General features: G+C 64.4%; 12 protein-coding genes. 4 read left to right on the top strand and 8 right to left on the bottom strand.

Annotation, left to right across the window (positions count from 1 at the left end; translation table 11 throughout):
• Nucleotides 1–127: 127 nt before the first annotated feature.
• From B4393_RS22090 to B4393_RS22055, 8 genes are all read right to left on the bottom strand, one after another.
• Entirely contained in the window at nucleotides 128–1,498 is a 1,371-nt protein-coding gene (locus tag B4393_RS22090; protein ID WP_133052552.1) for a helix-turn-helix domain-containing protein, read from the bottom strand.
• 85 nt (nucleotides 1,499–1,583) lie between these two features.
• Nucleotides 1,584–3,827, bottom strand: coding sequence for a hypothetical protein (locus B4393_RS28305; RefSeq protein ID WP_133052553.1), 2,244 nt, complete (start codon nucleotides 3,825–3,827; stop codon nucleotides 1,584–1,586).
• Nucleotides 3,828–4,110: 283 nt separating this feature from the next.
• Nucleotides 4,111–4,686 carry a hypothetical protein gene (locus B4393_RS22080; RefSeq protein WP_078335940.1) on the bottom strand — a complete coding sequence of 192 codons (576 nt, stop codon included), beginning with the start codon at nucleotides 4,684–4,686 and terminating at the stop codon, nucleotides 4,111–4,113.
• Nucleotides 4,683–4,979: a hypothetical protein gene (locus B4393_RS22075; RefSeq protein ID WP_078335939.1), complete on the bottom strand. Its 297-nt coding sequence runs from the start codon at nucleotides 4,977–4,979 to the stop codon at nucleotides 4,683–4,685. Before B4393_RS22075 ends, B4393_RS22080 begins: the two co-directional genes overlap by 4 nt.
• An 83-nt stretch (nucleotides 4,980–5,062) precedes the next feature.
• Nucleotides 5,063–5,440: a hypothetical protein gene (locus B4393_RS22070; protein WP_078335938.1), complete on the bottom strand. Its 378-nt coding sequence runs from the start codon at nucleotides 5,438–5,440 to the stop codon at nucleotides 5,063–5,065.
• On the bottom strand, nucleotides 5,437–7,107 hold the full coding sequence (locus B4393_RS28300) for a PPE domain-containing protein (protein ID WP_078335937.1): 1,671 nt from the start codon (nucleotides 7,105–7,107) through the stop codon (nucleotides 5,437–5,439). Before B4393_RS28300 ends, B4393_RS22070 begins: the two co-directional genes overlap by 4 nt.
• Complete coding sequence (locus B4393_RS22060) at nucleotides 7,107–8,063, bottom strand: hypothetical protein (RefSeq protein ID WP_078335936.1); 957 nt, start codon at nucleotides 8,061–8,063, stop codon at nucleotides 7,107–7,109. The genes B4393_RS28300 and B4393_RS22060 overlap by 1 nt, the downstream gene beginning before the upstream one ends.
• 10 nt (nucleotides 8,064–8,073) lie before the next feature.
• Entirely contained in the window at nucleotides 8,074–8,391 is a 318-nt protein-coding gene (locus tag B4393_RS22055) for a hypothetical protein (protein ID WP_083069923.1), read from the bottom strand.
• 87 nt (nucleotides 8,392–8,478) lie between these two features.
• On the opposite strand from B4393_RS22055, the gene B4393_RS22050 reads away from it, so the two are divergent.
• The 4 genes from B4393_RS22050 to B4393_RS22035 all read left to right on the top strand — a co-directional run bounded on the left by B4393_RS22050 (nucleotide 8,479) and on the right by B4393_RS22035 (nucleotide 12,744).
• Nucleotides 8,479–8,784: a hypothetical protein gene (locus B4393_RS22050; RefSeq protein ID WP_078335933.1), complete on the top strand. Its 306-nt coding sequence runs from the start codon at nucleotides 8,479–8,481 to the stop codon at nucleotides 8,782–8,784.
• Nucleotides 8,785–8,817: 33 nt separating this feature from the next.
• Nucleotides 8,818–10,206, top strand: coding sequence for a DUF4226 domain-containing protein (locus B4393_RS22045; protein WP_078335931.1), 1,389 nt, complete (start codon nucleotides 8,818–8,820; stop codon nucleotides 10,204–10,206).
• 76 nt (nucleotides 10,207–10,282) lie between these two features.
• Nucleotides 10,283–11,551, top strand: a complete 1,269-nt coding sequence (locus B4393_RS22040; RefSeq protein ID WP_078335929.1) for a transglycosylase SLT domain-containing protein — start codon at nucleotides 10,283–10,285, stop codon at nucleotides 11,549–11,551.
• Nucleotides 11,551–12,744 carry a C40 family peptidase gene (locus B4393_RS22035; protein ID WP_078335928.1) on the top strand — a complete coding sequence of 398 codons (1,194 nt, stop codon included), beginning with the start codon at nucleotides 11,551–11,553 and terminating at the stop codon, nucleotides 12,742–12,744. The genes B4393_RS22040 and B4393_RS22035 overlap by 1 nt, the downstream gene beginning before the upstream one ends.
• Nucleotides 12,745–12,748 lie beyond the last annotated feature (4 nt).

Raw genomic sequence — 12,748 nt, 5'->3', positions numbered from 1 at the left:
ATACTACAGGCGGAACAACTGATGTACACCAATGTCGGTGATGCGACACACCCAACGACGGGTAAACCACCGAAAGAGCTGGTCACTACAGGGGTAGTGCCCGAACCCATCAGCCCAGGCAGTCCGCTTACGGTGCGGCGGGCGCGTACTGAATCGCCTGCCAACTCGTGTGGCGGCCAACACGACGAGCCAGAGCGTATGGACCGTCGGCCAGCAGAGGACACAGACAGTAGGTGACGGGCTCGGTGTCCGAGTCCACGGATAGCTGGGCCGGGTCGAGGACCGCCGTCGAACCCGCTTTCGCGATCTCCAGAGCGTTGAGCACCTTCGGTAAAGGGCCGAAATCCGCCCCGTTGTAGAGGCACAGGTGGCCAGATTCGAGGTCTCGCGGGGTAGTGCTCTCCAGCCTCCCCGCTCGCCATTTGATTTTACTGTCCGCGCTGCCCGGAACAATCGAGGTAAAGGTGCCCATCAGATCAGCACTGCCTTCACTCTCGGGTGTGATGTCGTATTGAACCTGGTACAACGCAGCGGTATAAGCGTGCAGCCAGGGCAACAAGAACCGCTGCGCAGCTTCTCTGATGGCCTGTGTCTCGGGTATCGCGGGCCCGCCCGCCCCGACGTGTTCGGGGGAGTCGTGCCCGTGTTCGGCGACCCTTTGCCGCATCGCATTCCAAGTTGACTCCCGAAGCCAAACGGCTTCAATCGGTTGAGTGTCACTGTCAGCGGCGATCGCGTTCGCGATCAGGATTGCCCACCCGAGCAGAAGGGTGTCGGTGCCAGTTGCCCCCAAGATCTGCGCTCGCTTGAGAGCGAGACGCAAGTTGTTCACATGAGCGATCGGGTCAACGGCCAACGCGCTAGTCGGCCAAACGAATTCACCGAAGTTGAAGGTGCGGCCCTGCCATGCCTTTGCCGCCATGTCGGCTGCTGAACCTGTAGACAGCGCCTGCGTGGAGGCCAGTGTGACGACATCGCTTTGTGCAGCGATGGCAATCAAGACCTTACGCACCGTCTCGACCCCTGCAGCAGAGATGAGCGTCCGGCCGAACTTGTCGGGCGAAGGTTCAATGCAGGTCGCAATGACCGGCTGATCCGTGGCGAGGTCGAAGCCCAGCAAGAGTCCGCCGCTAGATGCCGCCGCCGCCTGCCGGAAACCCGACTCCGTATGGGGCTTGGGCGCCGTGTCGGCGTAGCTATGGAAAAACGCCCGACCAAGAGCCTCTAACCCCGACCGATCGCCGAACTCAGGAGCGAAAGCATCAGCCAATTTGGCGACCGTTGCGGGCGTGATCGACATGTTCTCACCCGACTCAATTTTCGTCACATAGCTGCGATCAGGCCCGCCCTGATCGCTCAGCTTGGACGCCGAATGGAACGAGGCCGCCGAACGCAGTTCCCGCAGGGTCTTCGCGAACTGCGCACTATTCGGGAAGGCCTCTACAACCCCGCCTAAATTCCGCATTTTTCTACAATAGCGTGAATACTGCTGAATCACCAGGTAGACGCCACGACGCGATAGGTTTTCGGCAAGAACAACGTCACGGCAACCACACCTGCGGAGCAGCCTTGCTACGCCGCCGCTATCGCCCGCCTAGCTGCTGCTGTTCGGCCTGGTCGATGATCTGCGCAGGTTGATACCCGGCGCAGATTGCGTTGTACACAATGTCGGGAAGGCTCGGTGTCAACGGCTCTTCCCAGCAGCACACCAGCTCCACGATGCGTGCCCTGCGGAACACCAGCTGGTAGGCATCGCGTTCACGCTGCGTCTCGGGCTCATCGTCGTAAGAGTGCGTCGCATGCGTGGTCAGCTCCGTATCAGCGGACCGCGCCGCCGCCTTATAGGAAACCCAATCTTGTTCTGTCGCACCGCGTTGCGCCACCTGCTGCAGCATCGCGGTTTCAGCGTCCGTGGACAACGCCCCGTTGACGCCCTGCACTTTCTGCGCTTCCTGCAGCACCGTGTTGGTGATGCCGACGGCGGCGACCATCGCCACCTCGGGACGCAGGGCACGTAGCCGCGCATACATGGCCGGATCGATCGTGGCGAGCCGATGCTGAGTACCGCCACCAAGGATCGGCGCGGCACCGCTGATGCTGCCGCGATCCACCAGAGAAAAATCAGCACGCAAATGTGCTGGCAGGCGACTGGTCATCGAAGTCGTGGCCACCGCCGAAAGAGAGGCCCCGCTGACAACCTCGGTGAGCTTCGAAAAGTGCTCCACCAAGATGTCCACCGGCCGCGTCCACCCGATGTAGGGCGCCCACCAGCCCGGCGTCAGCGCGGTATCAGCGATCGCCAACCGCGCCGAGGCAGGCAGATGAACACCCTGCGGAATGAACGAGCCGCCAGCAACACTGCTAGCCACGTACACCTGCGGCCCCGATGAGGTACGCACCACCGACACCGCCCACTCAGCCAACGCCATCGGAGCGCCACGCACCAGATCGGCGACCAACTTCTCGGCCAACACCAGATCAGGATTACGCCCAGCACGTACAGGCGCCGCACGCTCCTCAGGCGGCGGCAACGGAGCCATCGTGGTCGAGCTCGACCCACCAGCAGGCGGGGGAGCACCGCCACTCGACGCCGCCCCGGTTGGCGCACCACCGCCGCCACCACCGCCGCCGACACCGCTCGTCGGCGACGAGTACGGCCCCATCATCCCGCCACCGCCACCCATCGCGCCGCCCGAGCCAGCCGGGGTAGGGGAGGGGGCCGGGGCATTCAATCCAGCGGCATTCACAGGCCCTGAGATGGCCGCAGGCGGCACAGCAGCCTCCGGCCGGACTACCGGGGGCACGAACTGGGAAGGCTGCTGTACAGCGCCCGCAGGAGTCGCCGGACCAACAGAACCCGCGCCACTGGACGCCGACGACAGACCCGAGCTGAACCCCTCACTGAGCGAGGTCAACGGGCTCGATGACATAGGCCGCGTAGCACCAGAACCCGTCTGCCCCAAGCCACTTAGTCCTTGACCAGGATTGATGCCCTTGCCCAAACTCTGCAACCCCTGGAAAGCAGAAGTCGGCGAACCCGCACCACCGCCACCCATACCGCTCGCGGGCGAAGTCATCCCCGACATCGCCGAACCCAACTGAGACACGCCCCCGCCTGTGGGCGACTGTGCGCCGGGGTTGAGCGTGCCTACGTTGTCGCCCGAAGCCTTCGCATTCGTGATGTGGTCAGCATCCTTCAAATGCTCAGTTCCCTCGCCCTTCTCCTTGGTGACATCTTCCCCGCTCTCTTTGGGGTTGTGGCTCTTCTTCTCGACCTTCTCGTCGGACTTGTTCTTCGTATCCTTGTCGTCGGAGCCCTTGGTATCCCCTTCCTTCGGGGACTTCGAGAAGTCCATGGGCTTGGCCTTGTTTCGGCCGTCGCCGCTGCCGTTGCCGTTGTGAGGTTGGCTGCTGCCGCCGCCTAGTAGGTGGGTCATATCCGGTGGCGGAGACATTTTGATGGCGAGCGCCTTCTCGACATAGAAGGCTTGAGTTTCGATCGCTTCTACAGACGCCTGTCTGATCACCCGTTCCCGGAGGCCTTCGGCTATCGGACTGTTTGGTATCGAGTCATAGTCACTTTTGGCCTGCTCAAAAACGCTATGGAGAGCATTCTTGAATGCACGCGTCTCGCCAGCGCTTTCCTGAAACTTCTGTGCGCACTCGTACTGCCATGCCTGGAACTTCTGTGCGGCGTGTTTGATGGCGGTGTTCTCTTGTTGTGCGGCTTCGCCGGACTGTCCTTTCCAGCCGTCGCGGTGCAGGTTCTGAGCGCGGTCGAGCGCATCGATTCCTTGTTGCGCCCACTGAACAGCCTTCCTGGCCACGTCCGCGTTGTGTTCGCCTTCTGATGAGTCCGTGTGGGGCCAGACTGGCTGCACGGCTGCAGCTACGGGGTGGCCCGAGGGCATCTCAATATCCATAACCGAACGTCCTTCCGACATGGCTAACCAAAGATGGCGACGTGAGCAGACACGCGGGCGCATGAACGGACCGCGTGAAAGTGTGTATACCTGCAGGTGAATCTGCTACGGAAACTGCTAGCGCTGGTGGTGAGAGTGGTGCGCCGGACTGGTCACGGCGAACACCACGCACCTGTCAACAGCCTCTCTAGCCACCCTTGACGCAGAAGTCGTAGATCTTCTGCCCTGGATCGCCGAATGCACTGTTGGGCACGAAAGTCGGCGGTTGGACGAGGCCTGCAGGCTTGCCGGAGTAGACGCCAGCGGAGTCAATACTTGCCTGGGCTACCGCGCGTACGTTCTCGCGTAGGTCCTTATCGGCGTCGGCTGTCTGGTCGAGCGCCCACATGAGGAAGTTTCCGGTCACCAGATAAACGGACGCCCCAGAAGTCCCGTCTTGCTGCTCCGTCGATGGGTGTTTCCGATCCCAGTTCGCCATCGCCTCTCCAGCGCTGTAGTACAGCGTGCAGAGTTTGACGTTGGCGTCGTGCACGACAGAGGCCGACGGCGGGGGAGCGGTGACAGCGGTTCCTGCCGTGTTGGCTTTCAACGTGATGGCCGTTGCGGTAGTAGCGCCGATCGCCGCGGCACCGACGATGGCGAGCACCGCAAGGCATGCCTTGAGCCACACCGGTGTTGGGTTCGGATACGGCTGGGGTGCTGCGCCGTACTGCGGCGCCCCGGGAGGGGACACCGGGGCCTGCTGGGGCAGTGTGGCGGTCACGTGGTCACCGTGTCCATAGCTGCACCGTTCTCGCCGTCAGCACCCATCAGAATGCCGGAGCTGTTGTCGTTCTTGCCGTGCAGCATCTTGGTCACCGCGCCCAGTTGCAGGCTCGCCGGAGCGCTTGAGGCGTCGTATTGGGTGTCGAGAGTGGCCAGCACGGCTGTGAAGGGGTCGGCTCCCGCGCGAACTGCGGCCACGCCGGAGGGGCCGGTGAATGCGGTGGCGATCTGCGAGTTCCCCTCGGTGACCTTGGTGAGGTCGTGGTGAACGAGACCGTCAGTGCTTGGCATCTCAGATCACCTCCCGTTGCTCTCGTTGTACATATCGTCTCATTATCCGTGGTTTCGGGCTAGGGCGCCAGGAAATTCGCTGCTCAACCGCCTGCGGTTTTGAAGCCACCGAGGGATGCCAGTGCCGAGCCGTATTCGGCGCTGTGCTCGAACTTGCTGGCAATCGCCTGGGACTGTTTGCGCATCTCATCGAGCATCTCGATGCATTCCACTTCGGCCCGCCGCGACATGCCGTCGATAGCGTCGGTGAAGGCCTCGGACAGCTCGGTGGCGGTCAGTTCCCGTTGCAGGCCTTGGCGCATTTCGCAGTTCGTGATCTTGCCCTTGCCGTTGATGGAGACCTGTATGGGCTCGTCCTCAAGGCTTGAGGCACTGTAGTTATCGACCTTTTCGGCGTACTCGTATGCCACGTTGAGTAGCGCCGATAGCCCGTCGAGCTGTTGTTTGGGTAGACCCTTCACTTCGACTCCTCATTGGGTTTGTCACGCTTTGACCGTTTGATCTCGACTTCACCGAGTACTGCTTCGACGTGGGGCTCAGGGCGCATGAGCAGACGCTTATCCGGGTTGAGCTTGCGGTCGCGTTCAGCGCCCTCCCCGCCCTTCTTGCCGCCGCCTCCCATAGGCGGCACCATTCCGCCGCCGCCCATACCGCTACCGGCAGGTGTGGCAGGCCCGCCGACAGATGCGGTACTTCCCACAGTCGGGGAAGCCGACACCGTGGAAGCACCCAACGACCCGCCACCAGCTCCACCACCGCCACCACCGGTGCCGCCGCCACCCGAGCCGCCACCGAAATCACCAGCCGCAGGGGTCGTAGACCCACCGCCAGCGCCCAAATCCTCAGGTGCCGAGGGCTGTTCACCGCCACCGCCTTGACCCGGGGACGGCATCTGCGGAGCGCCCAAACTACTTAGGCCCGGCAGAGCAGAGGACAGTCCGGAGGCAGGGTTGCCGCCCCCGCCCGCCGATCCCAGGCTCTGCAGCGCACCCATACCGCTTCCCATGATGCTTCCGGCGACCTCGCCGACCGAAGACATCGCATCAGAATTGAGAGGATTGGCCGCCGCCGGGTCCACCCCATCGAGCGCCCCGGTGGCCCCACCCCCGAAACCCGCGCCCGATTCATCGGGCGCACCGGGCTTGTGCCCGGCCTGCTTGCCCTTGTCGTCCCCGGACAGTGGGCCCTTGCCGGTGCCGCCCGGTTTGACGATGTTCGGCGCCGCACTCAACGTCTTGCCGACATCAGTGGCCGCGGACTGCAGCGCCTGCTGAAACCACGACGCCGCGCCACTGGCTTCACCCTGCTTGTCAACGATCGCCTGCGAAATTTCCAGCACCATCGGGGTGTATCGCGGACCGTATTGGGCTTGCAGCGCTTGGGCTTTGGCCAGTTTGTTGCGCAGATCTGCGAACTCGGCAGGCGTTGGTGTACGAGCGCGGGCATCGGTGAAGGCCTGCGCATAGTTGTCGGCCAGCTTGGCGATGCCCGCCGCGTGAGCCACCGCTTCGTGGCTCCACTTGGCGTGCTCGTCGATCGCGTCGGCCGCCGTGTTGCCGCCCGAGCCCTGTTTCCAGTCCGATCGGATACTCGATCCGGCCTTCTGCACCTGATCAGCCTTTTGGCTCTCCACACCGCTACGGGCCCGCCAGGTCGCGGCGGCAGCCTGCAAGCTGGCCGGGCCCGGGCCGCTGTGGATGGCCGTCGAGAAGGCCTCACCAAGCTCTACCGCGCCCACCGAGGGCGGTGGCACCGCGCCCAATCCGGCTGGCACCGTGGGGAGGCCCGCTGCCGGGGACGGTGGGGGGAGGGCCCCCGGCAGCGGAGCTGAGGTGCCGCCCGAGGCGACGGCAAGCATCTGGGAACTGTTGGCGGCATCGGCCGCTTCAAAGGCCGATACGGTCGCCGTGGTCACGGTGGCAGCGGCCTGACGCTGCGCGCTGGCAGCCGCTAGGTGCGCATCCAGGGACTGTGCCAAGGCGTTGACATGCACGGCCATGGCCATCGACACCGAATCCAGGCCCGGGCCGATCACCCCGGTCGGGGACGCCGACGGTGCCGCAGAGGCCTGCAGCGCGGACGCATCACCTGCCAGACCACCGAAATCGGCATGCACTTCCCCGGCCATCAGCGGGCACCTCCAGCTATCACGTTCGCTGCCTGACGGTGCACCAGGCTATTGGCGTAAAGATCCGACAAGTCCGGCACCACCGGTGCCGCAGGGGCGCTATCGCTGAGTTCGGCGGCGGCCTCAGCCATCACCTCAAGTGCCTCAGTCATTTCTTGGCGCCGCAGCTCCAATGCGGCGACCCGCTCGATCAACGCCTGGCGTTCCTCAGTGACCGCGTTAATCCAATCGCGGTCACCCTCACCGGCGATGGCCTGTACCCGCTGGCGATGTGCTATCAAATCCGCTACCGCCCAAGCGATCTGGTGCATCTGCTCTTTGGTGTCCACGGGTGTTTTACCCAGCACCAGTCCGACATCGCGGGCATACTGCTGATCCTGGCGCAGTTCCGCGCAGATCTGTTCGGCCACCACCACAATCGCGCAGTCAGGGCCCACGGCGCCATTGGGCCTGCGAGCAGGAGTGGGCAGCGGCAGAGCCGCAGCGAAGGTGCGCCCTGACGCGGCGGCAACCGGCAGCCCGTACACCCAGGGCACATACTCGATCGCGCCGAGGTCGTAGCGGAACCCGGTGGCGTTGAGGACCGTCCGCACCACCGGACGGTGTATTCCGGTCTGTAGCACAAAGAATCCCGCGAACAACACCGCCACACCCGCTACAAAACCGGCCTGCGAGTGCACGATCGCCGAGACCACGCAGACCCCCAGCGCGGCGGCGGCAACTACCGCCAGTTCATGGAGAGAGACCGGCCCGGCCGGTGCGTGACGCATCGGCACCAGTTGCAGCTGTGGTTGCCGCGCGACAAAACCACAGGCCAGGGCACGACGGGCCTTGCCGAGTGAGAAGCGGCCAAGCTTGGCCTCGTTGAGCCGTGGATAACCGTGCGGAGGCCCAGGCCAGCGCCCGAGCGACGCGGCCTCGATACGCTCACTTATGGCCGTAATGGTCCCCACCATTGTCAGCTTCTTACTCGTCGGCGATCTTGTCCATCACCGTCTTGGCCGCGCTGTCAGCGTCGGCGAAACCGGTGATGGTGTTGCGGTGAAACTGTGCCTGCCCACGGGCCTGCTTGGCGATGTTGGCGCCAGCTCTCTCGCGCGCTTCGCGGCCTTGGCTGAGCAGGTCGCCGACCTCACGATAGGGGCTATCTGCAAAACCCTGACGATAGGTGCTGAGCACTTCCCCTGGCGCCTTGGTGTCCCCGGTGATGCCGCGGGCGTAATCGTCCAACTGTCCGATTCGCGCCTCAAGCTCGTCAAAGTTGGATGTGATCTGTTCAGGCATCAACACACCTCACTGTTTACGTCTTGTGTCGAATGTGTCATCATTCACGTAGTGTAGCGGACAGCGTGCAAAAGGGAAGGGCTAACCGTGGAGGCAGAACCGGAAGTCGAGCGCACCTTGGGGGCAGCGGCACTCTCACGTGAACAAAGCGTCTACGCGGCGGTCACCAACACCAACTATCCGCTGGAAGTGCGGTTTTCCCCCGAGGTGAGGAACTGGGATTCCTACACCATCTGCGACCGTGTAGTCGCGGCGTTCGAGGTCGCTGATCTGCGTTACCAAGCTAACGAGCGCCAGAAGATCGCCCGCGCCGAAGGTGAGGCACGTGCGGCGGCCTCGGGGTACCCGTCCACCGAGGAAGCCGATCGCGCCGAGTCGGCGCTGAATTTCTAACCCCGTCCACTTGGCAGAAAAGGAACCGACCCCATGCCGTTCGCAATCCCCATCCTCATCGGTCTGATCTCCGGCGCCGTCGGCATCGTGTTGGGTCGCTCCTCCTCAAACACCCCGCCGCCTGCAGCAGCTGCCGCACCGAACACGAGCGTGACCCCGCCACCGCCGCTGACCGGTTCCGGGCAGGCCAACGATGCCGCCAACGACGCCGCCGAGAAGCTGCGCCAGGCTCACTCCACGCTGCGTGATGTCGACAAGCGCCTCGAAGACCTGGAGAAGGCCACCGCCGAGTCCAACGCTGCGGTCAAGAAGGAACTCGATACCGTCAAAAGCGATCTGGATGCCAAGGCCACCGAACTCGGGGAGCGTCTCAAGACCCCCGAAGGACTCAAAGAGTTCCGCGACTTCTACATCCAGCGCCTAGAGAAGGCCAAGTCGACCCTGGAAGCGGCCGACGCTGACGCCAACAACAAGGCACGCGATGCGCGCGGCATCATCGAGGACTACATGAAGCTCGCGGGCGATGACAACGGCGGCAGCTCCGATCGCGGTGGCAACAGCCACGGCGGCGGCAATGGAGGCAGCGGCGGCGGCGAGGGCGGCGGCGGGGGAGAAGGCGGCAGCGGCCCCGAGGGGACCCCGCCTGCGGGAACTACTCAGCCTGCATCGGCGGTACCCGGCCAGCCCGCCGCACCCACCGGTGGCCTTCCGTTCGGCATGCCCGGAGGCGGTATGCCCATGGGTGGCGGCATGCCCGGTATGGGTGGCGGCGGTGTGCCCGGTGGCGGGGGCCCGGGATTTTCCGATCCTGTCGCCGGTCTGGGCAGCGGCCTGACCCAGCCTGCCGGTCTGACCGACCCCGAGGCCAAGCACGAGCCCGGTGCCGCAGAGCCCAAGCTCGATGACAAGAAGGACGGTCAGACCTCACCGGCTTCGACCGAGGACGGCACCGCCGATGACAAGAAGGACGGGGACGACAAGAAGAATCATGTCACCCCAGCAGGTAACGCCACCCCAGCGGGGGTATCGGTCGCCCTGCCCGATGGCTCCAAAACTGATGCGCCCAGCACCGCTGCGGCTGCTGCGATGCGTTCTGCCATCGACGGCACCCCCGTCGAAACCGCTTGGCAGCAAGCAGGTGTGACCCTGCCCCCGGCAGGCACCCCGATCCTTGATCCTGTTCCGCCCGGTGACCTCAAGGGCGGCGATGTCGGCTACTTCAAAGACCATCTCGTTATGGCCTTGGGTAACAACAAGTTCCTGGTCAACGGCCAGGTTCAGCCTGAGTCAAGTCTTTCTTCGGGCCCGGATTTCCTGGGCTGGATGCGTCCGGGCACCAGCACCGGTGGTGGCGGCGAGCAGCCCCCGGCTTCTTCACCGGTGACGCCGCCTGCTGCGCCCCCCGCCACCGGGCAGGCCTAACCTTTCTGTCCCCCAACACGATTAGGACAAACCATGACCGCCAGATCAGTCACCAGGTCCTCCTTGGAGGGTATTGATGGCTGATTTGGCGGTGTTTGTTGATGCGGTGGGTCGGGTGCTTGGTTCGGCTCGGGATTCGTTGGGGCCTGGGGTTTCTGGTGATTCGTGGTCGTCGCGCTCGATGAGTGCGGCCGATGGTTCTGGTTCTGGTAGTGGTCGTGCCGCGGCGGCGGCGATGGATGCCCATACTGCGCTGGCGCAGCGTAATTCGGCGTTGGCTGCTGCTGATGCTCGGGTGGTGTCGGCGGCCAATGCCGCAGCTGATTCTCACCGTGGGCATGTGATGGCCCTTGATCGGGTGATCAAGGCTGCCGGTGATGATGTGTCCTCCCTTGGTCCTGCGGCGCGTACGTCTCAGTCCGGTCAGCGGGCGCTCGTTGATGCGTTGACGCAGAGGCTTTCTGATGGCAAGTCGGCCTACGAGGATGCGATCCGGGACGGCAAAACCCATGCGGGCAATGTGCGTGCGGCCACCGATAAGTTCCGTGAACTGCTCGGGGGAGAGGGCACCAAACCCGCTGCGCTGACGGCGGGGACGGCACCAGCTGCCGCCGCCCGCGCTCTGGGCGGTCTGGGCAACATCGGCAGCGCAGGCGGCGCCGCCCAGTTCTTGGGACCTGTGCAGGCTCTTGGCGGGATCGCCACACCCCTGACCGGAATCGTGCCCGCGGTGCTTGGTGCACCCGCCAAGGTCATCGGACCCATCTTGGGCGGTCTGGGCAGCTTCATCCAGCCCGGTGCCTTCGGCGGCGCCGGAGCACCAGGCATCCGCGGCGGCAGCGGCGTCGCCTCGGCTACCGCAGGCAGTGGCACAGGCTTGGGAACTAACTCGGCTGCAGCGATCGCGCCCGGTGACGTGCGTTTCGACAAGGTGAAATTCCCGGGCGGCATGGCCGCCGTCAACGGCTACATCGATCAAGCCCTCGATGCCCATGGCATCACCGACCCTGCCGCCCGGGCCCGCTGGAAAGCCGGACTGCCCGTGGGCATCAACCGTGAGTCAGGATTCGACACCCTCGCGGTCAACAAGACCGACTCCAATGCTCACGGTGCCCGCCAAATCGACGGCGCCCCCTTCAATTCCAGCCGCAGCCTGATGCAAACCATCCCCACTACGTTCGCCGCCAACCATCAGCCCGGCACCTCGAACTACATCTACGATCCGGTCGCCAACATCGCGGCCGGAATGAACTACCTCATGCGCCGCTACAACGTTGGGCGCGGCGCAGAACGACTCACCAGCGTCGGCCAGTTCAATCCGCACCATTCCGCTGGAGGGTATTGATGGCTGATTTGGCGGTGTTTGTTGATGCGGTGGGTCGGGTGCTTGGTTCGGCTCGGGATTCGTTGGGGCCTGGGGTTTCTGGTGATTCGTGGTCGTCGCGCTCGATGAGTGCGGCCGATGGTTCTGGTAGTGGTCGTGCCGCGGCGGCGGCGATGGATGCCCATACTGCGCTGGCGCAGCGTAATTCGGCGTTGGCTGCTGCTGATGCTCGGGTGGTGTCGGCGGCCAATGCCGCAGCTGATTCTCACCGTGGGCATGTGATGGCCCTTGATCGGGTGATCAAGGCTGCCGGTGATGATGTGTCCTCCCTTGGTCCTGCGGCGCGTACGTCTCAGTCCGGTCAGCGGGCGCTCGTTGATGCGTTGACGCAGAGGCTTTCTGATGGCAAGTCGGCCTACGAGGATGCGATCCGGGACGGCAAAACCCATGCGGGCAATGTGCGTGCGGCCACCGATAAGTTCCGTGAACTGCTCGGGGGAGAGGGCACCAAACCCGCTGCGCTGACGGCGGGGACGGCACCAGCTGCCGCCGCCCGCGCTCTGGGCGGTCTGGGCAACATCGGCAGCGCAGGCGGCGCCCTTGGACCCGTGGGCGGACTGGCCTCCGCGGTCATTCCCGCTGTCAGCGGTATCGCACCGGCAGTCCTGGGAGTTCCGGCCACCATCTTGAAAGCTCCACTGGACATGATGGGCCCGATCTTCTCCAGCCTCGGCGGCCTCGGCCAATCCCTGACCGGAAGCGTCGGGCCGCAGAACGTCGCCGCCGCCACCGGCATGGCCGCCCCCGGCGAATACGGGCCACTGGGCGCCAGCGGCGACGAAACCCGCGACGCCATCGTGCGCCGCGGCCTGACCAACGTCGGCAAGCCCTATGTCTTCGGAGCCAACGGCCCCAACGCCTGGGACTGCTCCAGCGTCGTCCAAGACGCCTACAAAGGCGCGGGGATCAACGTGCCGCGCACCACCTACGGCTGGATGAACCAGGGACGCGTCGTGGGATACGGCGAACTCAAAGCAGGCGATGTGCTGCTGACCAACTGGAAAAACGGGCGTGCCGAGCACATGATGATGGCCATCTCATCGGACAAGGTGCTCGAAGCACCCAGCTCCGGGCAGCTGGTCAAAGTCCGCGCTGTCCCGATGAGCGGCGTCGGCGCCGATCGGGTCCAGATCAGGCGAATACTTCCGGACTGATGAG

The sequence above is a fragment of the Mycobacteroides franklinii genome, assembly GCF_002013895.1.
In the GTDB taxonomy this organism is placed as follows: domain Bacteria; phylum Actinomycetota; class Actinomycetes; order Mycobacteriales; family Mycobacteriaceae; genus Mycobacterium; species Mycobacterium franklinii.
This window is presented reverse-complemented; position numbering and strand designations above follow the sequence as displayed.